Here is a 22826-nt window from a genome sequence, read left to right as displayed (position 1 = left end):
TCACTGATCTAGGGCGTTCTTGCTATCGATGAAGTGAGTGCGATCAGCTGGATTCCCGACCAGACTAAAGTGAGCAACATCATGACCGAAGCCGAAAGCTGGACAGCGATATGCCGAGATCCTGGAGATGGTAGTGGCGACCTTGTCGTCGACTTACCTCCCGATTTAATCGCTAGTTTAAGCCTGGAAGTCGGTGACGTGCTGACGATGGAAGTGATCCTCGGCGCGATAGTGTTGACACGGATGTCAAAGGACTCAGATCCAGGCTGATGCAATCATGCACGGTTAGATTTACTGCTAGGTAGTGGTCGGCGCACTGGGGCCCGCATGAATGTCGCAGGTGGTACGAAAGCCAGTGCTTCATGACGGATTGATCAGCTATGCATCAGAAGCTCCGAACGGAGTCGCTGAAAACGCCGTGGGCTTCCACGTATTCGTTGTAGGCATTAACGGCCTCGCTGTTCTCTGCCAGCCATTGCTCGCACTGCTTCCTCTTCAGCGCCTCGGCCAGAGCTAGCTTCAATTGAATATCCTCCTCACTCTGCATGGCGTTGTCTCCCGTTCAGTCGCGATTATAAGAGTAGACAAAGGCATCCAGAAAAACACCTAGCCGCTTACGCGAAGAAGCGACTTGCAGCAATGTCGACGGCACAGCAAAAAGTGGTCAGGGTTCAGCCATCATGACTGCTGACCTACCTTCAGATCTTGCTCCCGTGAATCCTTCGGTCGTAATTTTCAACGCCCGAGATTGACCCCAAGCCGTCCTAGACGTTAACTGTATGCATATACAGTTTTGGTTAAGGCATGCCTCATGAGCGTCAACATCCTCGGCCCGTTGGCAGAAGGGGGGTTCAGCTTCCTTTCTACTCGTTCAAAGTCCCTGCGGGATTTCCATCACCAGCGGCAGATCACCTCGAACAGCACATATCCATCGACGAGTTGCTGGACATCCGAGCACCGCATATCTACCTGGTGCGCATCGAAGGCCACAGCATGGAAGGCGCCGGGATCTTCGATGGTGATATGGCAGTGGTGGATCGCTCGATCACGGCCGAGCACGGGCACATTGTGATTGCGGCAGTGAACAGCGAACCGGTGTGCAAACGCCTGTGCAAGCGAGGCTCCGACATCATCCTAATGTCCGAGAACGTAGGTTATCCGCCGCGCTATATCCTGGAAGGCGATGAGCTGATCATCTGGGGCGTTGTGACGTTTAGTGTGCGCGCTCATGATCCGAAAGCCTGATCCTGTCTTCGCCCTGATCGATTGCAACTCGTTTTATGCGAGCTGCGAGCGAGTGTTCCGACCTGACCTTGCGAAAACTCCCATCGTGGTTTTGTCGAACAACGATGGCTGTGTGATCGCCCGAAGCGCGGACAGCAAGCCGTTCGTGAAAATGGGCGAGCCATACTTCCAGATCAAGCACAAACTCAAGCAACACGGCATCGTGGCTTTCTCATCGAACTATGCGTTGTATGGCGACATGAGCGAGCGCGTGATGAGCGTGATCGAGTCGCTTGTACCTGCTGTTGAGGTCTACAGCATCGATGAGGCCTTCGCGGATCTAGCCGGCGTTCCAGGTGATCTCGAAGCTTTAGGGCGACGGATCCGGGCGAAGGTGTATCGAAGCACTGGTATCCCTGTCGGAGTCGGCATTGCAGGCACGAAAACGTTGAGTAAGCTCGCCAATCACGCGGCCAAAAAATGGCAAGCGCAGAGTGGAGGCGTGGTCGATCTTCGTGACCAGATCAAACGCGAATGGGTGCTGAAAAAATGCTCGGTCTCGGATGTCTGGGGAGTAGGGCGGAAGATGACGTTGCACTTGGTGCGGATTCCACGGGCATCCGGCCATCTATTCCATGAACATCCGGCCACTGATTCCACGATGATCCGGCCACCCATTCCACGGCCATCCGGCCACTCATAAGGCAGGCAGCAACGCAGGATTAATTCACTACCATCGACCTCTTTTATCGAAGCAGAGAGGTCGTCGTGGAGCGGTTATCCATGCGTAAAATTAAGGAAGTGCTACGTCTCAAATTCGAGGTCGGCCTGTCTGCTCGCCAGATCGCTGTCAGCTTGGAAGTGGGTCGCGCGACCATCGGTGAGTACCTCAATCGCTTTGCTGCCAGCGGGCTGATTTGGCCGTGTGCTTTGAGCGACGTTGAGTTGCAACGGCGCCTTTTTCCGCCTCCGCCCGATGTTCCCAGCGACCAACGCCCGATGCCGGACTGGGCTCATGTCCATGCCGAGTTACGTCGCCCCGGCGTCACCCTGGCCCTGCTTTGGCAAGAGTATCGGCTCACCCACCCGCAAGGCTTCCAGTACAGCTGGTTCTGCGAGCACTACCGCCTCTGGGCCGCGAAGATCGATGTGGTCATGCGCCAGGAACATCGCGCCGGCGAAAAGCTGTTTGTCGACTACGCCGGCCAGACCGTGCCAGTCATTGATCGGCGAACCGGCGAGATCCGCCAAACGCAGATCTTCGTCGCCGTCCTCGGCGCGTCCAGCTACACCTTCGCCGAGGCCACCTGGTCGCAGAAACTGCCCGACTGGCTGGGCTCGCACGTGCGCTGCTTCGCCTTTCTCGGCGGTACATCGCAGATCCTGGTACCGGACAATCTGCGCAGCGGCGTCACCAAGGCGCATCGCTATGAGCCGGATATCAACCCCAGTTACCGCGATCTCGCCGAGCATTACGGCGTAGCTGTGCTGCCCGCGCGCTCGCGTAAACCCAAGGACAAAGCCAAGGTTGAAGTCGGCGTACAGGTAGTCGAGCGCTGGATCCTGGCGGTGCTGCGCAACCGCCAGTTCTTCTCCTTGGGCGAACTCAACACAGCCATCGCGCTGCTGCTCGATCGCCTCAATCAGAAGCCCTTCAAGAAGCTGCCCGGCTCACGGCGCTCAGCCTTCGAGACCATCGACCAACCCGCACTGCAACCGCTACCAGAACATCCGTATGTCTACGCCGAATGGAAAAAGGTGCGGGTGCACATCGACTACCACGTCGAGGTCGATGGTCATTACTACTCGGTGCCATACCAGCTGGTGAAGCACCAACTCGAAGTGCGGCTAACCGCTAGGACTGTCGAGTGCTTCCACGCCAACCAGCGGGTAGCCAGCCATCTGCGCTCACCGCACAAAGGCCGCCACACCACCCAAACCGAGCACATGCCCAAAAGTCACCGCGAACATGCCGAATGGACGCCGCAGCGACTGATCCACTGGGCTGAGCAGACCGGGCCGAACACCGCTGGTGTCATCGCCTACATCCTCGAACGCCGGATCCATCCGCAGCACGGCTTCCGCGCCTGCCTGGGGATCCTGCGCCTGAGCAAACAGCACGGCGAAGAGCGGCTGGAAGCCGCTTGCCAGCGAGCACTGGCACTGGGCGCGTGCAGCTACAAAAGCCTGGAATCGATCCTGCGCCAAGGGCTGGAACGGCTGCCGCTGGCCCAGCAAAACCTGCCGTTACTGCCTGAAGAACACATCAACCTGCGCGGCCCTGGCTACTACCACTGACCTGAAAAAGGAGCACCAAAATGCTGCCCAACCCGACACTCGACAAGCTGCAAACCCTGCGCCTGCACGGCATGATCAAGGCCCTTGGCGAACAACACGCAACGCCTGACATCAACGATCTCAGCTTCGACGAACGCCTCGGTCTGATGGTCGATCGCGAGCTGACCGAGCGCGAAGACGCCCGCCTGACTACTCGCCTCAAGGCGGCCCGACTGCGCCATAACGCCTGCCTGGAAGACATTGACTATCGCAGTCCGCGTGGCTTGGACAAGGCCTTGATCCTGCAACTGGGCAGCGGCCAGTGGCTGCGCGATGGTCTGAACCTGATCATCGGCGGCCCAACTGGCGTAGGCAAAACCTGGCTCGCCTGCGCGCTGGCTCATAAGGCCTGCCGCGACGGTTACAGCGTGCGTTATCTGCGCTTGCCGCGCTTGATGGAAGAACTAGGCCTGGCCCACGGCGACGGCCGCTTCGCGAAACTGATGGCGGGTTATGCCAAGACTGACTTGCTGATCCTGGACGACTGGGGCCTGGCGCCGTTTACCGCTGCGCAACGGCGCGACATGCTTGAACTGCTGGACGACCGCTACGGTAACCGCTCGACGCTAGTGACCAGCCAGATGCCAGTGGACAAATGGCACGCGCTGATCGGCGATCCGACCTTGGGCGATGCGATCCTCGACCGGCTGGTGCACAACGCTTATCGGATCGAACTGAAGGGCGAATCGATGCGCAGACGCGCAACGAAATTGACGGCGACAGAGACTTCAGACTAACAATGCAAACCTGCGTCGCTGCGCTCCGACTGCCCGGCCGGATGATCGTGGAACAGGTGGCCGGATGTTGGTGGGCTGGGTGGCCGGATGGCGTGGAATCCGCAACTTGGAGGGGATGGGCATCAAGACAGCTTGGGATCTCTCAAAAACCGACCCCTGGATGCTGCGCAAAAAATTCAGTGTGGTGATCGAGAAGACGGCCCGTGAGCTTGCCGGCACGCCATGTCTTGAGCTCGATGAACCTGATCCACCGAAGCAAGAGATTTGCTGTTCCCGAATGTTTGGAAAGCGTCTCACCGATATTGCTCCGATCAAAGAAGCTGTGGCCACCTACATGCAGCGTGCGACTGAAAAGCTCCGAGCCCAGCAGTCACTGTGCAAGAAGATTCGAGTCAGCATACGTACCGGCATGTTCAATCCGGAGGAAGCCAAATACGCCAACGGCGTGTTGGTGGAGCTGCCCTATCCAACGGACGACGTTCGCTTAATGACTAAGGCTGCCGTGGACGCGGTGGATCGAGTCTTCCGACCAGGCTTCAAATACAGCAAGGCCGAAGTCCTTTTGGTAAATCTCTGCCAGAAAGGCGAGTACACGGAAGATCTCTTTGCGATCTCTCAGCCGGAAGCGACAGCGAAGGTGATGGGCGTTCTGGATGCTATCAATGGTCGGTGGGGCAGGGGGACGATGCGATTGGCCAGCGTGCCAACAAACCCTGACTGGGGTATGCGACGGGAGATGATGAGTCAGAGTTTCACTACGCGCGTTGATCAGTTATGGACGGTGTATTGCAGGTAATCATTCTGCCGCGCCAAGTCTTCCAACAACGCGCTGTCCTAGCGTGTTTATTGGGTATTGAAGGCAACACTGCCAGAGGAAGCTAGGGCGTAGAGCCCTAGCAGTAGGAGATTTCACTTTTTTTTTTCGCTGTCTTTTCTGCCTTGTCTGATTTCTTGGCCTTGTCTGGCTTGCTATCAGCTTTTTTGGCAGATTTCTTTGGTTCGGCGTCTATTTTCTTGTCTTTCTTTTGGGAAGATTTCGAAAGAGCCGAGGCCGCAGCTGATTTCTTTGCCGGCGATGACTTTTTGTCTTTCAAATCCTTGCTGACTTTCGAAGCGTCGCCTTTGGTTTTCTTCTCGTCTTTAGCCACGTTGACCACCTCTCGGAGCATGCCGGTATTGGCACATCGCCTGCGTGATTATCCACAAGCTAATCATTAGGCGAGCGCGTTCAAAAGCGGTTCAAATTTTTTATGCGTCGAGGAACTTGAGGCCCGATTGTGCTCGCCTAAATGGCTACCGTATCGAGAGATGAAATCCTCAATATTCGGTTCGCACGTTGATCCGGCTCTTGCCACAGGGTGAGAGATAAAACTCCCGATATTCGTCTGAGCCCAAATGAGCTGGGCCGCAGCAGCCAGAAATCTCAGGGCTAGCCGCTTACGCGAAGAGGCGACTTCCCTCCTCAGATGCCATTCAAACAAAAACGGCCATGAACGTCGACGGCCGGTAAAACGATAAATCGAACGGTCGAAATTTGAAGCATCTCTAAGCTGCATGCTCCCAATATTGAGAGCACTGAGAGGTGTGTATGAACAACGATCCCAAGCAGCAAGGCGGGATGGGGCAAGACGATCCAATGCCTACATCGCCCGATCCCTTGAGCCCCGGGCGCACTGACGTTGACCCCGTGAGGGAAGAGGGAATCGAAGAGCTTCCTGACAACGAAGGTGAGCGTCCTCTTGACGATGACGATACCGGACTGGATCCTGACCGGGTACGTGAAGAAACAGACAACTCGGTAATGGATAGACCGCAACATCCTCGCTAAAACCTCGTGGCGTTGCAGCCCTGTATCTAGCAGGGCTCTCCACAGAACTGATAGTTCACCAATGCGCTTCGCTTCAGATCACCTTCAAATCAAATTCAGGACTGCAGCAGCGCCAGTGCCTTTGCGCTTACAGAAAGAACAAACGCAGCGAGGCGGTGTGAAATTATCATTGGCTACGTAGGCTCCCAGAGCGACCTCACCCAGCGGTAATTGCCATGAGGATGGATCTGGATAGAGATCTTCCGCTTTGCTAGAGCAGGAACGTCACCTTTGCCTGTGTCCGGTATGGGTTGGAACGTCCCGTTGATTCGTCATCCTGGAAGGTCGCCAGCTGTCGCAATTGCGCGACGCAGAAAACCAGATAAAACTTTAGCTGAAAGGTGAAAGTCATCCATAGGTAACCGTTGCTCAACAGAGCAAGGGCCCATCAAGCCTTGGAGAATTCACATGAGCTTATTGAGCACGATATTGGAAAAACTCGGGATAGGTAGACACGCTGCGTCGCCAGTTGAAGCTGCTCCTTCCACCCCAGTCGCTGGTGCTTCCCCCGTTACACCACAGACGTCGACCTCCACCCCGACGGCTGCCATCAGCGAAGTCGACGTTGCTTCTAAACTGGAAGCTTTGGCCAGCCAACAAGGAGAGCAGCTCAACTGGCGTACATCGATTGTAGATTTGCTCAAGCTGTTGAACATCGACAGTAGCTTGGCTGCCCGCAAAGAGCTCGCTGCAGAGTTGCACTACACAGGATCCACTGACGATTCAGCGGCAATGAACATCTGGCTCCATTCGGCTGTCATGAAAAAGCTGGCGGAAAATGGTGGGAGGGTTCCTGCAGAGTTGCTGAATTAGCTTGCCTTGCTTAGCTACAAAACTTGCACTGGGTGCGTATCGTATTCTGCGGGCCGATACACCCAAGGACGACGGTACGTGTCTACCAACTCTTTATGGAAAGGTACCAATCAGCATAGGGTGTATTGATGACTTGACGTCTATTAAAGTCAGGGCTCCCGTCGTCCCACCAGACTGGCCCGCGCTCCCCGAGTGCTACCTTCGCCTTCTGCACCTTCGCCCTTGCCGCCGACAACAGGCCATCATCACCAGAAGCCTTTGCTGCCTTTACCTCACGACGTGCAGCCATCAAGTCGTTGACCAGTCGCTGTCGCACATCCTCATTCAGCGATGGATTGGCGCAACGCCACAATTGCCCTTTGACTACGAAGTAGCGACCGTCAGGAGTCGTCGGATACATCTCTGAAGCCCCGTGAGTTTCGTACATTATGTATGTTCATCATCTCTCACAGCTGTCAAAGCAGATGGGTACCTCAGGCGGGCGATGTGCGAAGCGACAATCCTTGAGGCAGTGCCAAGTGCCTCTCGGAAAAAACTGGGGCCGTCCTGTCATGATCACTCGGTTGGTGCCGACGTACGATTCGCAGCACTCCCCATAACAACGCGATGACTATCGCCATCCAGGCGGAGATTATGCCGAAGATGGTCATTGCTAGGCTCATTAACTCCTCCACTGCTTTGGTCTCTTCTTCCTGCCCCCTAGTAGGTGACCTTATCCAACTTTGGTGATTCAAATATTCAGTAAGGGATAACGTTTGAACTCTAGGTTGATTCAAACCTCTGATTTTGGTGTAACGTTAGGATAACAATCACGGAGAGTTACCTCATGTCCAAACTCGCAGAATTTCGGCAGCTTGAAAAGCACTTGGCCGAGCAGCTCCAAGTGCTTGAAGCATTGAAAGGTGACGCCGGTCTGAAGCAAGAAATCGAGTTCGAAACAAAGCTCCGTGCCTTGTTGGCGAAGTACGGTTTTAGCTTAAAGGACATCGTCAACCTGCTTGATCCAAAGGCTAGTCGTCGCGCACCCGCTGCTGAGTCGAAGAGCAGCACTCGCAAGCCTCGTCAAGTGAAGGTCTACAAAAATCCGGAATCCGGCGAAGTCGTGGAGACCAAAGGCGGCAACCACAAAACGCTTAAGGAATGGAAAGCGAAATACGGTTCTGACACCGTGGAGTCGTGGCTCACCAAGTGATTTCGGTTTGAGTACAAAGGGCCCTTGACGGGCCTTTTTCAATTGAACAGTTTTGGGCTCCTTCCCGACTACCTAGTTTCCAGCGACAGCCCACTTCCCAGTGCATCCAGCCCGTTTCTTCCTTGAACTGATGGGTTCCGATTAGAAGCAGCAAGGCGCACAGGGCCCCCAAAAGCCTTACAGTCACTCATTTACGCCAACAGGTAATCGTCTACAGATTTAACGCTGGCGTAGCCGAACTCAAATGCTGCCATTATCGCCGCATGCGCTTGAGCGGCAGGCACGTTTACGCCGCGAAATGTGAGATCCAGAGTGGCGCAGGCATCATGCAGCACTGTAACCGGATACCCCATGTCCACTGCTGCACGTACCACAGCGTCGATGCACATGTGGCTCATCGCTCCTATGACCACGATTTCTTGGACATCAGCGGCATCCAGCTGCTGCTTGAGGTCAGTTTCCCTGAAGGCGTTGATGTGCTTTTTGACGATCACGGGTTCGCGACCTTCAGGAGCTACAGCTGGTTGAATTTCCGCGCCGGTAGATCCCTTAATGAAAATTGTAGCTCCCTCATTATCGGACTCATGCCGTATGTGAAAAACTGGAATACCTGTATCGCGCGCGTGGCTGATCACCCGGATAGCATTCGCGACAGCCCCTTCGATGCCGGTCAAAGGCAATTTGCCAGTGGGCAGGTATTCGTTTTGCAGATCAACTACTACAAGACCTCGTTTCATTAACGATCTCCAGTCAATTTATCAACGTGACGTTGTCGTGAGGGCCGAGCTGTTTGCGGGACAGTAAGCCAGCGTCACCTACGGCCCGATTAATCAGAACTCCAGTGAAGCGCCGTCTTCGGGAATATCTACGCGACTCTCAATACCTTGCTTCTTGACGTAGGTGCGCAGCTCTTCACGGGTCAGGGACATGTGATTGATTGCGTCCATGTGCACGGCGACGATTTTCGCGTTTTTCGCAGCCTTCGAGGCGTGGAGAACATCTTCCTCGCCCATGATGATCGAACCCTCATACCCGGTCATCTTTGCTTTCCCGGCATTGAGTACGATGACTTCGGGGTGATATTTCTCGATGGCCTGGTCGACCTCTTTACGCCAGATAGTGTCACCGGCGAGGTAGAGGGTCTTATAGCCTGGCGCTTGAAAAACGACGCCCATTGCTTCGCCCAGAGGTTTAGCTAAAGCTGGTACGGCATACATTTCGTCAGTGCCATGCTGACCACCGGTCTTGGTGATTTTGACGCCGCCGAATTCAGCTTCGTCAGTCAGTACGCGTACATTCTTGAAACCTTGGGAGCGAATCAGCTGTGCGTCTTCTTCATGCTGCGTGAACAGGGGAATGTCTTTCGGCAGTGCTTTTTGTGCGGCATCGTCCCAGTGGTCAAGATGGGTATGCGTGACGATGACGGCGTCAACACCAGAGATCACTTTTTCGGGCGACTCGGTCAGATCGACTAGGGGGTTGCGCAGGTTGCTCCGATAGGTATTTTCAAATCCAGGATAGGCTCCCTTCTTGGCCAGCATCGGGTCGATCAGGAAGGTGGTGCCGCCGTAGGAGATTTTCACGGTGGCGTTACGAACTTGCTGCAAATCCACTTTATGAGATGCGTCAGGCGATTTGGGCGCACTTGTGTCCGCGAATGCCGGTATGGCCGCTGCAGCGCAAGCAATGCTGAGGATAAGGGGAAAAGTTTTGAAATTCATGAGATTAATCCTGTTGATTACATTGATGACACCATTCTTGCCGAATGTTTTGAGGCCTAACAGTGGCCTGAATGACATATTTAGATATAATCGGGCCAAGTGGTCATCTTTTTTTAGTGATGTGGACGGGCGGGCTGTGTATCCCTTTCCTCCGTGAAAATTCGTAGGCATGAGCGGTCGTCCATAATTCCTGTGGGGGACACATATGAGCCAATACACGGCCAATCCGAGGCTGCCTGATGCAATCCATACGTGTTGCTGTTCTAGCTTTCAACGGCGTAAGCCTGTTCCATCTTTCTGTGCCAGGCGTGGTGTTGGGGACGGCGCAATCGGCACCTGGTGAACCTCAATACGAGGTGAGTTACTGCGCAGAGACGCCAGGAATGGTGAGTAGCGACCAAGGTATTGGCTTAGAGGTCACTCATGGCCTGGAACTGATGGAGTCCTCTCACGTAATTGTCATTCCAGCGTGGGGCGATCAATCGGTCGCTGCATCCGCACAGCTCGTGAAAGCCTTACAGCTCGCTAATGTCCAAGGAAAGCTCATAGTCGGGTTATGTTTGGGAGCATTCGTGCTCGGAGATGCCGGGCTGCTTGATGGCAAAGAAGCAACCACTCACTGGGCAGTCAGAGACGAGTTTGCGCGACGCTTCCCTGAAGTTCGTTTCAGGCCCGAGGTGCTCTATGTCAGTGATGGCAACATCATGACCTCTGCGGGAACCGTGGCGGCAATCGATTGTTGCCTGCATCTGATACGCCAGCGGCTCGGTGCTGATGTGGCGAATCGCACCGCGAAGATGCTGGTGACGCCGCCGCATAGGCAAGGAGGCCAAGCTCAATACGTAGAACATCCTGTGCCGCAGCTATCCAGCGAGACTCATTTGTCTGATGTACTGGCGTGGGCCCGAATGAACCTAGCCAGTGATCTATCGCTCGACGTCCTGGCAGACATGGCGAAAATGAGTAGGCGCACGTTTACTCGTCGCTTTAGGGAGGCCACTGGCAGTACCGTCTCTAAATGGTTGAATGCTGAGCGAGTCGCCAGAGCACAACAGCTGCTCGAAACGACCGACCTACCTATCGAGTGTGTCGCCGGTGAGGCGGGTTTCGGAACGCCTTTGTCGTTGAGACAACAGTTCGGCGTTCACCTCGGCACATCGCCTTCTGAGTATCGGCGAATGTTTTTCCGTGAAATGAGGCCAGGCCCGAAGGCGGGCGGCAGTGAGCACATTGCCGAGCCATCCACCCCTTCCCAGCTAAAGTTTTAATTATGCCTCTTAGCTCAGGCAGCAATATTCCTAACGACAGCGAGCAGCGCCTGAAGCGGATGTAACCAGCGCGCGACTTCAGGTTGCCTGAACCATATCAGCCAGGCAGCCAGCCATAAGAATCGAACAGCGGCAGTATGACGAAGGCAACACGCCATTCGTAACTGTTGACGACAATGCTCGGGCCCAACGCAGCAATCCCCGGGCCTATCAGGCTACCGGCATGGAACAGTGAGGTCGCCATTCCGCGCTCGCCGGCAGGCACCCATTCGCGCAGAGCGCGTCCCCCGGCGGGGTACGAAGTCGACCCTCCGACACCCATCAGCAAACGAGTGATCAGCATGGAGAAGAAACCCCCTGATGCTGCAGAGAGGAGGGGGGCGACAGACCAGACGCCGATGCCCCAGGCGTTGACCAGCCGAGTATCGTATCGATCCTCCAGCATTCCCATGGGTATGAGTGCGAAGAGGTAAAGCCATAAAAAGGAGGACAGCAGAAGGCCCAGCACGAAGGGGCTAATGTCGAATTCTTGAGTGTGGTGAGAGGCAATCGCCAAGGCTAACCGACAGACCCGGCTCAGGCTCGTAGCCGTAGTTAGCGCCCAAGATGAGGACAAAGACGTCGCACTGATCAACCTCTGTCAGGCAGGCATGCACGGAAGAATAGGTGCGGGCTCCAAAATGCTCGCTCATGATCGGCTTCATATCCAGAGCTTCTACGGCGTCCTTGGCAGCCGCTCTGAATTGCTCAAATCCCCTTACCACCGAGCTTATGAATACCTTCATCTGTTCCCCTCAAAATGCTGGCGCCTGTGGATTTGACTGATGCCTGGTGGGATTGTTTCCAGCAACCATCACCTACAGCGTTGGGTGCTCAGCGCCTTTGACCAGATGTCATGATCGCACCGCGAGCAGCGTGCTTCGTGTTCTTCAAGAATAGATTGTGCAAAGCCACAACTCACGCAGCAATAAAGTCCCGAAGCGGGCACTTTTATAAACTCCGCACGATGTTCTAAAGGTAGGACTGACAAGCCAGGGCGCAGGTCTTCTTGATCGTAAAAATAAAGACTGATGTCGCCATCTGTTTCCATAAGCGCCAATCTTACTTGGCCTAAGTGCTCAACGCCCCGTTGTCGAAGCTCCATCAATATTTCGCTCGATGAAATATTCAGCTTCTCTAAGGATTTAAGTTCATATAAGCCATTGCGAATGACGGTTACAGGTAGACCATCAATCCATGCTTCAAATTTCTTGCTTTTGGTCATGACCCAAACCGTCATGCGATAGAGCAGCAACAGCGTGAGGAAAACGACTGCAACGGGCAACAGTGGTACATCATGGTAGAAGGACACGTCTCCGGCAGCGGAGCCCAACGTCAAAATCACGACCAACTCAAAAAGTGAGAGCTGTCTTATCCCGCGTCGGCCACTTGATTTTAAGAACAAGAAAACGGCAAGAAAGGCAAAAGCTGCCCGAAACCCTACCTCTAGCAAAAATGTTAGTGGAAACTCATCTATCAACATCCGTTGAATATCAAAGGGAGACATCATCACCTCTTTTTTGGTTTTTTAGATAATCATTGAATTGTGTGAGTCCTGCCCATCTAAAGCGTTACATCCTCTGAGTAGCTCCACGGGGGCGATGAAAACGGGCTAGTCGTGGAATTTGAATCTCCAATACATGAACCTTAGCCTCGATTCGCCAAAGAATGGTGAGCCAGTTTGCACCATCCGTTACTCACCGGAAGGCTTACTCGCGCAAGCGCGGAATCTGCCCTGTTGGTGCTTGTCGGTTCCCTGGCACGGATTTTACAATCCGGTAGGTGGGTAAGGGCGTGACCTGCGGGCAGCGGGATCATTGCCACCACCCCACTGATTGCAGCGGTTTGTGTGCGTGCCTGACATGGCTTATACAAACGTGAGACCATACATCGTTCTGCTGCCATCCAGGCCATCAATCGAGTGCGACCTTGGTGCAACGGTTTGAAAGCGGGCATTCCATCGGATAACCCACTTAAAGCAGTGACCTTGAGCCGTTCGGGAGTAAAAATGACTGCGAACACCACGCCTCATTCCGTTAGCTCCAGTGAAACAGCTCCAGATGAATCCCTTCGGATGAACGTCGTTCGTAGGTACGCCATTCTTGATTCCCCTCCGGACGGCGCATTTGATCGTGTGACCGCAATAGCAGCGCGCCTTCTCGGTACTCCGATAGCAATCGTGAGCATCGTCGATACAGATCGAATCTGGTTCAAATCCCATCATGGGCTCGACGCAAATCAAATTTCCCGCAATCCAGGACTCTGTGCCTCCGCGATCTTACAGAATGGGCCTTGGTTAGTAACAGACGCTAGGCATGATCCTCGAACGCTTTCTAATCCCCTTGTCGCAGGCGAATTTGGTCTTCAATTTTATTTGGGTGTGCCGCTGCATACTCACGACGGCTTCAATCTCGGTACGTTATGTGTGCTGGACACGCAGCCGCGCACGGTTACCCAAGATCAGATAGACACGTTGGCGGATCTTGCTAGCGTTGTAATGGATCAGCTTGAACTGCGCCTTTCCGCCATGCGATCCATAGCTGAGAAGGAAGCAGCGCTGAATCATTCCCACTTGATGGCCGAGGAAATTGACCATCGAGTCATGAATAGCCTCCATTTGATTGTGTCAATGCTGAGCATTCAGAGTGCTCAGCTGGGCAACTCTGAAGCGGCTAAGGAGATTTCAAGAGCGGCTGCCAAAATATTTGCAGTAGCAAATGTGCATCAGCATATTAACGTCGGTAAGGCTGCCACGACGCTCGATAGTGCTGACTATCTGGTTCAACTGTGTGCTGGCTTATCAGCAATGTTAGGTTGTAGGGATCAGGTAGCTATCTCGGTCGAAGCCGTCCCACTCGCCTTGGCGAGCGAACAACTCAGTCGACTCGGCCTTATCGTTAATGAATTGGTGACAAATGCTTTAAAATATGGGGCCACCAAGGTCGATGTACAATTGGCACCATATGAACATCAGTATTGCCTGACCGTAAGTGACAATGGCAAGGGACTTCCAGCCGACTTTGGTGTGGATAAAATGTCGGGGTTGGGAATGAAAGTAATTACTTCGCTTGTTAAAAATCTGGGTGGCTCGCTAAGTCACCAGCCCAACGCAAACATCGGCGGCACCGCGTTTCAGATAATTTTTTTTCCGATGTTGAGATTGCGTCCTCGAATTTGAAACGAAGCTTCTCGCTTTACTTACCAAGTACGGCAACAGCTTGAAGGACATCTTCAACCTGCTTGATCTACAGGCTGGTCGTCGCGCTCCGGCTGCCCTGCCGCAATCGGGCACCCGCAAGCCTCGCGAGGTAGGTTTACAAGAATCCGGAATCGGGTGAGGTCGTGGAACCAAGGGCGACTATCACAAAATTTGAAATAGCGGAAAGCGAAATACGGCTCAGACAAGATCGAGTCCTGGCTGACCAAGTGATTTTGGTTTGAGTACAAAAGGGCCCTTCGAGGGCCTTTTTTGTTAAACACGATGTACTATCGTAATGGCTTTTTGCCGTGATCGGTATGTTCTGGGACATGCTGGCAGCGTAAAGTATCTTTCTGAAATTTAATCGGTTGATTCAGTCATTACCGGTGATTGGATCTCCGTTCATCAACATGAATCTCACGGTGCTCATGACGCCAGAGACCTGACCTAATGCAATTTTTCACACGGAGAATTCCAGAATGGCAGCGCATCATAAAGAGAAACACCCAATAGACAACATTGGTTGGCTGCGCGCTGCCGTATTGGGGGCCAATGACGGAATCGTTTCAACTTCAAGTCTGATTCTGGGCGTAGCCGCCTCTCACGCAACTCACAACAGCATCCTTATAGCGGGTGTCTCTGCTCTCGTCGCCGGCGCTATGTCGATGGCTACCGGAGAGTACGTTTCCGTGCAGTCCCAAGCCGACACGGAAGCGGCTGCCCTAGAGGCGGAGCGAATTGAGATTCAGGAAAATCCGAAGGGCGAGAATCGTGAACTGACAGGAATTTATGTTGAGCGAGGACTTGAGGTGCCGCTTGCAAAAGAAGTCGCGACTAAACTAATGGATCACGACGCCTTGGGGGCGCATGCCCGAGATGAGTTGGGAATCACCGATGCGATGAGTGCAAAGCCATTACAGGCTGCTCTTGCATCTGCGCTAAGCTTTGCCGTAGGTGCGGCACTACCATTACTCGTGGTCGTAGTAGTTCCACAAGAACATCTCATCCCAGTCATCGTCGTCGCGTCGTTGGTCTTCCTAGCTATCCTTGGCGGCTTGGCGGCCAAGGTCGGCGGGGCGAATATTAAAAATGGGGTTTTACGTGTGACTTTTTGGAGTGCGCTTTCGATGGCGGTGGCAGCAGGAGTCGGTACCCTGTTGGGAACCACAGTATAAAACCCGGAGCGGGTTCCAGAATTAAATTCTTGATGGTGAGAGTGGGCCTTTATACAAGGATGGAACAGGGTTTATATATTTGAAGGCAAGAGAAACGCAGCGCTGCCCCCACACACCTTTATCCGATAGGATGCCGCCGGTTTTTTCTTCTGTTTTCTTTAGCTTTTTAATCCCACAGGATTGAAAGCTGGAACAGAAGCTGAAACTGAAACGCAGGCCTTGGGGGCCCAAGGGGAATCGCATTACTTACAGCCGTGGGCTGCTGTGGTTATCTAATGCACCTGATCGAGATTTTTTTGCCGCTCAACACGAACGATGGCACGCCTCAGCCCGTCGAGCTTTTTCGCCGTGTACGGGAGCAGTTGGCCGAACAGTTCGGAGGAGTGACGGCTTTCACTCGCAATCCGGCGAAAGGTATTTCACTGCAGAAAGATAACGAGAGAGCAGAGGACGACATCATCGTCTATGAGGTCATGGTTGAAGCTATTGATCGGCTTTGGTGGCAAAGCTTTAAGCGCGATCTTGCAGGGCGTTTTCAACAGGAAGAAATTCTGATCCGAGCCACCGCCATTAGTCTTATTCGCTAGCCAAAATCGTTAGAGTCACGTGATGAGCCTAGATGTCGCATCAAAAAAAGCCCGCGTGACGCGCGAGCTTTTGGACTTCAAACGAATAGCTTTCGGGTACGATGCGGCTGGGCTAGCCTTGGATTCGACGGCGGTCAGCAGAATCCACCCTAAACCCTTGTTGTTAGCGCTTTTTCACCGCAATGCGCGCCTTAGGGTTTGGCCACCAACGACCAATCTTAACATGTCGTTGTTTGCTCGGCGCGCATCACTCTTCATTTTGGTTATGGACAGTTAGCTTTTGTCGATACTTTGTATCTAGACAGTATCGTAATCGAACGGTTTAGTTCCATAGAAAGAATGGATTTCAGTTGCCCAAGATTCGTCGGCCATATTAGGCCAATTGTCCTTGTCAAAACCTGGTGCATTTTCCAAGCGTTCTTTCTCTACGTTTAGTACGAAGCGCTTATTTACTGTATCGAGTGTGAATGCATTCCAGGGTACCGCAAACAGTTTTTCTCCCATGCTAAGAAAGCCACCAAAAGAGAGAACAGCATAACTCACTCTACCGCTGCGAACATCCAGCATGATTTCCTTGATATCTCCCAAGTCTTCTTCATTATGGTTATAAACATCATTTCCAATGAGTGTGTCTGCCCCCATCAGGTCGGGGCCAGGCCCCTGTTCCTCAGAGCTGGTATCTCGTAGGAGGTTGGTTTTGTACATGCCATAGGTATCGCGATCTTCGTAGTTCATTACTATCTCCTATCAGCAATCGCCAATCAATCAGAAAATGCACCCACCACCTTGATGGCTGTATTAGTGAGAGTCACCCGCTTTCGAAAAAGTTAAATTTTTTTTCTGCATGACGACGAATGGCAAATTGGAAGTAAAAAAGTTAATCAGCTTTTAATTAGTGTGCTATCCATGTGTGATGCTTTGTTTTTATTATGGGTATTAACTAGAGCGATATCGTAGACACCTAGATTAAACGATTTCCCATTATGGCAACTACTGTTGGCGCTGATGTGATTTTGACCCAGGCTGCTGACGTTGACTGACCTATATGCGGCCTCTGAATTCCCGCGCAAAGACATCGTTTATTGAGCATTCGGGCGGGTCAATGAATTCCGGCAGCGTGGGTCAAAATCGCATCAGCGCCAACAATCCTGGGGAGCACACCGGCTTTGTCCCTGATCTGATTATCGAGCTTTGAAAGCTGGAGCTAGCCGCTTACGCGAAAAAACGACTTGCAGCAATGCCGGCTCGTAGCGAAAAGCGGTCAGGACTCAACCCTCATGCCCTCATGCCCTCCTGGCCAACCTGCAGATTTTGCTCCCGGTGAATCCTTCGGTCGTAATTTTCCTCGCTTGAGATTGACCGCAAGCTTGCTTCGACGTTAACTGTATTTATATACAGTTTAGGTTAAGGCACCCTTCATGAGCGTCACCATCCTCGGCCCAATGGCAGAAGGGGGAGTCCAGCTTCCCTTTTACTCGTTCAAAGTTCCTGCAGGCTTTCCATCGCCTGCGGCTGATCACCTTGAGCAACACATCTCCATTGACTCGCTCCTGGACATCCGAGCCCCGCATATCTACCTGGTGCGAATCGAAGGCAGCAGCATGGAAGGCGCTGGGATCTTCGATGGCGATATGGCTGTGGTTGATCGCTCGATCACCTCTGAACACGGCCACATCGTGATTGCGGCAGTGAATTGTGAGCCGGTCTGCAAGCGCCTGTGCAAGCGAGGCTCCGACATCTTCCTAATGTCCGAAAATGCAGGTTACCCGCCGCGATACATCCTCGAAGGTGATGAACTGATCATCTGGGGTGTGGTGAAATTCAGCGTGCGTGCCCATGATCCAAAAGCCTGAACCCGTTTTCGCGCTGATCGACTGCAACAGTTTCTACGCGAGCTGTGAGCGGGTGTTCCGGCCTGACTTGACGAAGACGCCCATTGTGGTGTTGTCGAACAACGATGGCTGTGTGATCGCCCGCAGCGCGGACAGCAAGCCGTTCATAAAAATGGGCGAGCCGTACTTTCAGATCAAACACAAACTCAAGCAGCACGGCATCGTCGCCTTCTCCTCCAACTACGCGTTGTATGGCGACATGAGTGAACGCGTGATGAGTGTGATCGAGTCCTTGGTGCCCGCCGTTGAGGTCTACAGCATCGATGAAGCTTTCGCTGATTTGGCTGGTGTGCCAGGTGATCTTGAGGCGCTTGGACGGCGGATACGTGCGCAGGTCTATCGCAGCACTGGTATCCCAGTAGGTGTTGGAATCGCCGGTACGAAAACCCTCAGCAAGCTCGCCAATCACGCAGCCAAAAAATGGCAGGCGCAGAGCGGTGGTGTTGTCGATCTCCGCGATCAAACCAAGCGTGACTGGGTGCTTAAGAAATGCTCGGTCTCGGATGTCTGGGGCGTCGGGCGGAAGATGACTCTTCACCTCGAAGGCATGGGCATCAAGACAGCTTGGGATCTCTCCAAAACCGACCCTTGGACACTTCGCAAAAAATTCAGTGTGGTAATCGAGAAGACAGCTCGTGAATTAGCCGGCACACCATGCCTTGAGCTCGATGAACCTGATCCGCCCAAACAGGAGATATGTTGTAGCCGGATGTTCGGCAAGCTCCTCACCGAAATTGCATCCATCAAAGAGGCGGTCGCTACTTACATGATGCGAGCAACAGAAAAGCTTCGGGCCCAGCAGTCGCTGTGCAAGAAAATTCGAGTCAGCATTCGCACCGGCATGTTTAATCCCGAGGAAGCGAAGTACGCCAATGGCATTCTCGTCGAATTGCCATATCCCACTGACGATGTGCGCTTGATGACCAAGGCAGCAGTTGAAGCTGTGGAGAGGGTGTATCGGCCAGGATTCAAGTACAGCAAGGCCGAGGTACTCTTGGTCAACCTCTGTCAGAAAGGCGAGTACACGGACGACCTTTTCTCCATCTCTCAGCCAGCGGTCACCGAAAAAGTCATGGGCGTGTTGGACGCCATCAACGGAAGATGGGGTCGGGGCACCATGCGCTTGGCGAGTGTGCCGACCGATCCGGATTGGGGGATGCGACGAGAGATGATGAGTCAGAGCTTCACGACTCGGGTTGATCAGCTCTGGACTGTTTACTGCAGGTGAGGCGGGTTTCTACATGGATAGACCATGGAGTTCACTGCTGAGGACGTAAGGGTGATCGATGGGCAACTTGAAACCGATATCGACGCCTACTACGAACGAAGGTAGTGGACGGGACTATTCAGGAAGAAAGGACATTCCCTCGTACCGCAGACCCTCGGAAATCCACGGGTTAGCGGAGTACAGGAGTGTGGATGCGTTATGGAGTTTTCACGCTGTCTGCTCATGACGACCGCTTCGACCTCATCCACCACTTACTTTCCAGTGTTTGACATCATCGGCGAATACCATCTGTTGCATCTCATGAGCAATGCCGTAGGCCAGGGATTCGTGTGCAGCGATGACCTTCTCTTCCGCTGAAAGGCAATGGAAAATATCGAGTTTGGTCGTTGCGTCAGCGGTTTCGAGTGTGAAAATTTGCACGTAGCGCGCGAGGTCGTTGTCGAGGCTCAACAGGTACTCGCGCAAGCGTTGATGGTCGACCGATTTTTGACTGAAGTACCAGTTCATCGGGTGAATCAGGAAGCGCGCGTGAGGCGACGTGATGCGACGACCTGCCGCCAAAAACATGATGATGCCCATCGACTCGATGTTGCCGGCATTAATCGCGCAAAGTGGCACCGGCAATGACTTCAGGAAGGTGTAGAGCGTGAAGCCGAAATTGGTGCTGCCACCGCAGGTGGACAGATTTAGTAACAGCGACGTAGCACCTTGGTCGATGGCCTCGAGACAACAATCCCTGAAGCGCTCGGTGGTTCCCTGATCGATCTGGCAGTGAAAATGGACGATGTGTTCGGTCATCGGCTGACCTCCCTTGCACGACACTCGGAGGACTTAACAGGATTTATATCCTAGTAAAAAATTGGACTCCTTTTGAGAGTAATCCAAGTGCAGGGTGATCGGCGACTACTTCCGCCGCCAGTCGATCAGGCCAAATTTGCGGGGAACTATCTTCCTCATTCCGCCCATCCGGAGATGGGCATTTCAGTTTAACTTTCGATTTTTCCTGACCTATAATTAGAGATCAGCACATGAGTTCCTCCCTGAGAAAGGAAGAGGTGAACAAAAATGGCTAATATCGGAAACAAAACCCCCGGAAACTTTGGCAATGACCGGGATAAGGCCTCTGAAGCCGGCAAGAAAGGCGGAGAGGCATCAGGCGGCAATTTTGTTAATGATCCACAACGAGCTTCTGAGGCGGGCCAAAAAGGTGGTCAGGCTTCAGGCGGACAGCAGTCAAAAGATGCTGACCGCATGTCTGGCGGTGGACTGGGAGCGGGTCGCGGAGGCAGCTTTGCCGAAGACACCGACAAAGCCTCTAAGGCGGGCCAGAAAGGCGGCCAGGCTTCGGGCGGACGGCAGTCTAGCGATGTAGATCGGTCGACCAGCGGTGGCCAGGGAAGTGGTCGCGGCGATAACCTTGCAGACAGGGAAAAAGTCTCTGAGGCGGGCCGAAAAGGAGGTGAACACAGCCCCGGTGGCGGACGTAAATCCTAGTGCCGTGTGATACATCAAGCCCCGTATTTTTCTCGGGGCTTGATCTTTATCGCTGGGTGTACGCCGGAGACGAGTTGCCAGGTTAATGGGAATGATCGGCGTCAAAAAGAGTCAACTGACAAACATCTCAGCGGAACAGTCATAGTTCTATCCCCCCAATGCCATTGACCAAATCAAATTCGCGATCATCGAGCGAAATGCAAGATCTCGGTGATAACTCGAGAGCCTTAACTCTCTTCAGCGTACAAAATCTAAGACCGAGCGACGTCCATGTACCTCGTCGAAATGTGCCCAGCAGCTGAGGCTATACAAGACCGACAAACGAAAGAATAACTAGGACGATCACAACTGCCCCGACGATGTAGATAATATTGTTCATGAAAACCTCCTCTCTATCTCAACAGGATTACGACACTATGGTGTCTAATACAAATGACACCTTCGCTTCCAGTTCCGTTCCGCGAGCCAGTCTCAGAGGTGGCGCCATCGCACTAATTTTCCCTATTCGCGATTATTCAAACATTCTCTTGTCGCCACTTCATGCACATCGCTGTTTTGGTGTACTGTTAGGAGACTAATTACATAGAGACTGCCCATGTCTAAGCTCGCAGAATTCCGTCAACTCGAAAAACACCTCGCTGAACAGCTTCAGGCGCTCGAAGCCCTAAAGGGTGATGCTGGCCTGAAGAAAGAAATTGAATTTGAAACAAAGCTGCGCGCTTTGCTCGCCGAGTACGGTTACAGCCTGCTGAATGTGATCAACTTGCTTGACCCTAAGGCTGGTCGTCGCGCACCAGCTGCCGAGGCAAAATCCGGTACGAGAAAGCCACGCCAGGTGAAGGTCTACAAAAACCCACACACCGGCGAAGTCGTGGAAACCAAAGGCGGCAATCACAAAACTTTGAAAGAATGGAAAGCGGAATACGGCTCCGCGACTGTCGAGTCATGGCTGACCAAGTGATTTTGGTTTGAGTACAAACAAGGGCCCGTCGAGGGTAATGCCGATCAGTTAAGCCCTATCGCTTGACCTTTGGCCGCAAGAAATCAAAATCCGATGCCTGAACTGGCATCGGATTTTTTATGCGTCTCGCTCGGGCTGGAACTGACCCACAACATCGTCTTTACCCCTAACTCAATCGAGGGCTTTCAGGGATCAGGTCATGGCTGCACAAGGACGCGGTGCAGAGCGTACATGTCCGGATCAGTATGGAATCAGTGTCCGGATGTTCGTGGTATGGTGTCCGAGTGGGCGTGGAATCCGCAGCCATTGCGAAATTGCCCCCCACTTGTCCAGTCGTTTGCATTCGACTTGACCACCCATTTGCATTCGATGTGACCAGCGCACGCAGCCGTTCACATCGGCAGATAACGGCCATTTCCGGTCAGTCGTGACAGATACAAACTCGCCAGCGCGCCTTGCTGCGGCTCCAGATCTTCGCCCTGAGTGGGTAGGCGCGTCTTGTGTGGGGATTGCGGATCGTCGCGGTTAAGAACTCGACAAAGCGCACGCCGGCTCGCTCACCCGCATCACTGACTAGCGCAGGGAGTGATGCGGTCATCGTTGCACTGAGAACGAGTGATCTCATTGCCCCTTATCCGTGTTGGCCAATTGCGCCTTCAGCTCCAGGGCTTTCTGCAGGATCCGCGTGAGGTCTGCGGGGGAAGAGGCCGCCAACTCGACCGCCCCCACCGTCAGCCGCAATTGGCGCCCGACGCCCCCGGCCATCCAGGCCTCCACCCCCTCCACCGCGCTGATCAGCGGCCCACCGAGTTGCGCCAGCGGGATCAGAAATTCGCCCACCAGGCCACCGCCGCCGTGGGGCATGAATGGGCGGGCGCTGATCTCCAGACCGCTGGCCTGCAGCTGTTGCAACAGCTGCATCAGCTCGGCCTGATAGGCCGGACTAAACGTCTCAGGATCGGTCGGCGCGCGAATGAGGGTCAGGTGCAGCAGGTCGAAGTCCGCCATGGGGAGTTCCTCTGTGTGATAAAGGACATTATCACCTATAGGTAACCCCAATAGAGGTGCTGGCAGCGAGAGCTTCACATCCGA

Annotated in this window: 26 protein-coding genes and 4 pseudogenes; 18 read left to right on the top strand and 12 right to left on the bottom strand. The window is 53.5% G+C overall.

What is annotated here, in order from left to right:
• Positions 1-81: 81 nt before the first annotated feature.
• Positions 82-270, top strand: a complete 189-nt coding sequence (locus tag ACA058_RS17050) for an AbrB/MazE/SpoVT family DNA-binding domain-containing protein (RefSeq protein ID WP_497635054.1) — start codon at positions 82-84, stop codon at positions 268-270.
• 115 nt (positions 271-385) lie between these two features.
• On the opposite strand, the gene ACA058_RS17045 is transcribed toward ACA058_RS17050, so the two are convergent.
• The gene (locus tag ACA058_RS17045; protein WP_497635053.1) at positions 386-547 is read right to left on the bottom strand and encodes a type II toxin-antitoxin system CcdA family antitoxin; all 162 of its coding nucleotides are present in this window, start codon (positions 545-547) and stop codon (positions 386-388) included.
• A gap of 264 nt (positions 548-811) precedes the next feature.
• Here ACA058_RS17045 and ACA058_RS17040 point away from each other — a divergent pair.
• From ACA058_RS17040 to ACA058_RS17020, 5 genes and pseudogenes are all read left to right on the top strand, one after another.
• Positions 812-1245 (top strand): annotated as a pseudogene (locus ACA058_RS17040) (LexA family protein).
• A pseudogene (locus ACA058_RS17035) lies at positions 1229-1825 on the top strand (Y-family DNA polymerase); the annotation flags it as partial. The pseudogenes ACA058_RS17040 and ACA058_RS17035, both read left to right, overlap by 17 nt.
• 182 nt (positions 1826-2007) lie before the next feature.
• Positions 2008-3522 carry an IS21 family transposase gene (gene istA, locus ACA058_RS17030; RefSeq protein ID WP_497635052.1) on the top strand — a complete coding sequence of 505 codons (1515 nt, stop codon included), beginning with the start codon at positions 2008-2010 and terminating at the stop codon, positions 3520-3522.
• A gap of 20 nt (positions 3523-3542) precedes the next feature.
• Positions 3543-4298: an IS21-like element ISPsy14 family helper ATPase IstB gene (istB, locus tag ACA058_RS17025; protein WP_024264899.1), complete on the top strand. Its 756-nt coding sequence runs from the start codon at positions 3543-3545 to the stop codon at positions 4296-4298.
• Positions 4299-4404: 106 nt separating this feature from the next.
• Positions 4405-5094, top strand: a pseudogene (locus tag ACA058_RS17020) (DUF4113 domain-containing protein); the annotation flags it as partial.
• Positions 5095-5191: 97 nt separating this feature from the next.
• Here ACA058_RS17020 and ACA058_RS17015 read toward each other — a convergent pair.
• On the bottom strand, positions 5192-5455 hold the full coding sequence (locus ACA058_RS17015; RefSeq protein WP_497639952.1) for a hypothetical protein: 264 nt from the start codon (positions 5453-5455) through the stop codon (positions 5192-5194).
• 431 nt (positions 5456-5886) lie between these two features.
• On the opposite strand from ACA058_RS17015, the gene ACA058_RS17010 reads away from it, so the two are divergent.
• Positions 5887-6126 carry a hypothetical protein gene (locus ACA058_RS17010; protein WP_497635051.1) on the top strand — a complete coding sequence of 80 codons (240 nt, stop codon included), beginning with the start codon at positions 5887-5889 and terminating at the stop codon, positions 6124-6126.
• Between the two features lie 447 nt (positions 6127-6573).
• Positions 6574-6978, top strand: a complete 405-nt coding sequence (locus ACA058_RS17005; protein WP_497635050.1) for a DUF3597 domain-containing protein — start codon at positions 6574-6576, stop codon at positions 6976-6978.
• 82 nt (positions 6979-7060) lie between these two features.
• Here ACA058_RS17005 and ACA058_RS17000 read toward each other — a convergent pair whose 3' ends face one another.
• Together ACA058_RS17000 and ACA058_RS16995 are read right to left on the bottom strand one after the other, a co-directional pair.
• A complete protein-coding gene (locus ACA058_RS17000; RefSeq protein WP_497639951.1) occupies positions 7061-7378 on the bottom strand; it encodes a hypothetical protein in 318 nt (105 codons plus the stop codon).
• A gap of 73 nt (positions 7379-7451) precedes the next feature.
• On the bottom strand, positions 7452-7640 hold the full coding sequence (locus ACA058_RS16995) for a hypothetical protein (protein WP_497635049.1): 189 nt from the start codon (positions 7638-7640) through the stop codon (positions 7452-7454).
• Between the two features lie 164 nt (positions 7641-7804).
• On the opposite strand from ACA058_RS16995, the gene ACA058_RS16990 reads away from it, so the two are divergent.
• The gene (locus tag ACA058_RS16990) at positions 7805-8170 is read left to right on the top strand and encodes a histone-like nucleoid-structuring protein, MvaT/MvaU family (protein WP_497635048.1); all 366 of its coding nucleotides are present in this window, start codon (positions 7805-7807) and stop codon (positions 8168-8170) included.
• A 191-nt stretch (positions 8171-8361) separates the two neighbouring features.
• Here ACA058_RS16990 and ACA058_RS16985 read toward each other — a convergent pair whose 3' ends face one another.
• Together ACA058_RS16985 and ACA058_RS16980 are read right to left on the bottom strand one after the other, a co-directional pair.
• The gene (locus ACA058_RS16985) at positions 8362-8907 is read right to left on the bottom strand and encodes a cysteine hydrolase family protein (RefSeq protein WP_497635047.1); all 546 of its coding nucleotides are present in this window, start codon (positions 8905-8907) and stop codon (positions 8362-8364) included.
• A 93-nt stretch (positions 8908-9000) separates the two neighbouring features.
• Complete coding sequence (locus ACA058_RS16980) at positions 9001-9891, bottom strand: MBL fold metallo-hydrolase (RefSeq protein ID WP_497635046.1); 891 nt, start codon at positions 9889-9891, stop codon at positions 9001-9003.
• Between the two features lie 239 nt (positions 9892-10130).
• Between ACA058_RS16980 and ACA058_RS16975 the strand changes: the two genes are divergently transcribed.
• Positions 10131-11159 (top strand): GlxA family transcriptional regulator, encoded by a 1029-nt coding sequence (locus ACA058_RS16975; RefSeq protein ID WP_497635045.1) that lies wholly within the window; start codon positions 10131-10133, stop codon positions 11157-11159.
• 97 nt (positions 11160-11256) lie between these two features.
• Here ACA058_RS16975 and ACA058_RS16970 read toward each other — a convergent pair whose 3' ends face one another.
• The 3 genes from ACA058_RS16970 to ACA058_RS16960 form a co-directional block, all read right to left on the bottom strand.
• The gene (locus ACA058_RS16970; RefSeq protein ID WP_497273557.1) at positions 11257-11667 is read right to left on the bottom strand and encodes an MFS transporter; all 411 of its coding nucleotides are present in this window, start codon (positions 11665-11667) and stop codon (positions 11257-11259) included.
• Positions 11668-11674: 7 nt separating this feature from the next.
• Positions 11675-11944, bottom strand: a complete 270-nt coding sequence (locus tag ACA058_RS16965) for a DUF4062 domain-containing protein (protein ID WP_497266495.1) — start codon at positions 11942-11944, stop codon at positions 11675-11677.
• Between the two features lie 68 nt (positions 11945-12012).
• Positions 12013-12705 carry a DUF421 domain-containing protein gene (locus ACA058_RS16960; RefSeq protein ID WP_497266493.1) on the bottom strand — a complete coding sequence of 231 codons (693 nt, stop codon included), beginning with the start codon at positions 12703-12705 and terminating at the stop codon, positions 12013-12015.
• Between the two features lie 501 nt (positions 12706-13206).
• Between ACA058_RS16960 and ACA058_RS16955 the strand changes: the two genes are divergently transcribed.
• From ACA058_RS16955 to ACA058_RS16945, 3 genes are all read left to right on the top strand, one after another.
• Positions 13207-14376 (top strand): sensor histidine kinase, encoded by a 1170-nt coding sequence (locus tag ACA058_RS16955; protein ID WP_497635044.1) that lies wholly within the window; start codon positions 13207-13209, stop codon positions 14374-14376.
• Positions 14377-14876: 500 nt separating this feature from the next.
• Positions 14877-15572, top strand: a complete 696-nt coding sequence (locus ACA058_RS16950; protein WP_109631392.1) for a VIT1/CCC1 transporter family protein — start codon at positions 14877-14879, stop codon at positions 15570-15572.
• Positions 15573-15847: 275 nt separating this feature from the next.
• The gene (locus ACA058_RS16945; RefSeq protein ID WP_497396778.1) at positions 15848-16159 is read left to right on the top strand and encodes a hypothetical protein; all 312 of its coding nucleotides are present in this window, start codon (positions 15848-15850) and stop codon (positions 16157-16159) included.
• 297 nt (positions 16160-16456) lie between these two features.
• On the opposite strand, the gene ACA058_RS16940 is transcribed toward ACA058_RS16945, so the two are convergent.
• Positions 16457-16894 carry a PRC-barrel domain-containing protein gene (locus ACA058_RS16940; RefSeq protein WP_497635043.1) on the bottom strand — a complete coding sequence of 146 codons (438 nt, stop codon included), beginning with the start codon at positions 16892-16894 and terminating at the stop codon, positions 16457-16459.
• Between the two features lie 683 nt (positions 16895-17577).
• Here ACA058_RS16940 and ACA058_RS16935 point away from each other — a divergent pair.
• Complete coding sequence (locus ACA058_RS16935; RefSeq protein ID WP_497635042.1) at positions 17578-18012, top strand: LexA family protein; 435 nt, start codon at positions 17578-17580, stop codon at positions 18010-18012.
• The gene (umuC, locus tag ACA058_RS16930) at positions 17999-19279 is read left to right on the top strand and encodes a translesion error-prone DNA polymerase V subunit UmuC (protein ID WP_497639950.1); all 1281 of its coding nucleotides are present in this window, start codon (positions 17999-18001) and stop codon (positions 19277-19279) included. The genes ACA058_RS16935 and umuC overlap by 14 nt, the downstream gene beginning before the upstream one ends.
• A gap of 240 nt (positions 19280-19519) precedes the next feature.
• Here the strand turns inward: umuC and ACA058_RS16925 are convergent, their stop codons facing one another.
• A complete protein-coding gene (locus ACA058_RS16925; RefSeq protein WP_497635041.1) occupies positions 19520-20077 on the bottom strand; it encodes an ATP-dependent Clp protease proteolytic subunit in 558 nt (185 codons plus the stop codon).
• 267 nt (positions 20078-20344) lie between these two features.
• On the opposite strand from ACA058_RS16925, the pseudogene ACA058_RS16920 reads away from it, so the two are divergent.
• The 3 genes and pseudogenes from ACA058_RS16920 to ACA058_RS16910 form a co-directional block, all read left to right on the top strand.
• Positions 20345-20506 (top strand): annotated as a pseudogene (locus tag ACA058_RS16920) (con-10 family general stress protein); the annotation flags it as partial.
• Positions 20507-20530: 24 nt separating this feature from the next.
• Positions 20531-20773, top strand: coding sequence for a con-10 family general stress protein (locus tag ACA058_RS16915; RefSeq protein ID WP_497639949.1), 243 nt, complete (start codon positions 20531-20533; stop codon positions 20771-20773).
• Positions 20774-21368: 595 nt separating this feature from the next.
• Complete coding sequence (locus ACA058_RS16910) at positions 21369-21734, top strand: histone-like nucleoid-structuring protein, MvaT/MvaU family (RefSeq protein ID WP_497635040.1); 366 nt, start codon at positions 21369-21371, stop codon at positions 21732-21734.
• A 621-nt stretch (positions 21735-22355) separates the two neighbouring features.
• Here ACA058_RS16910 and ACA058_RS16905 read toward each other — a convergent pair.
• Positions 22356-22742 carry a hypothetical protein gene (locus ACA058_RS16905; protein WP_497635039.1) on the bottom strand — a complete coding sequence of 129 codons (387 nt, stop codon included), beginning with the start codon at positions 22740-22742 and terminating at the stop codon, positions 22356-22358.
• Positions 22743-22826: the final 84 nt, after the last annotated feature.

This window comes from Pseudomonas sp. LBUM1649 (assembly GCF_059716155.1).
Note: the sequence above shows the minus strand (reverse complement) of the source record. Positions and strands in the feature narration are given on the sequence as shown.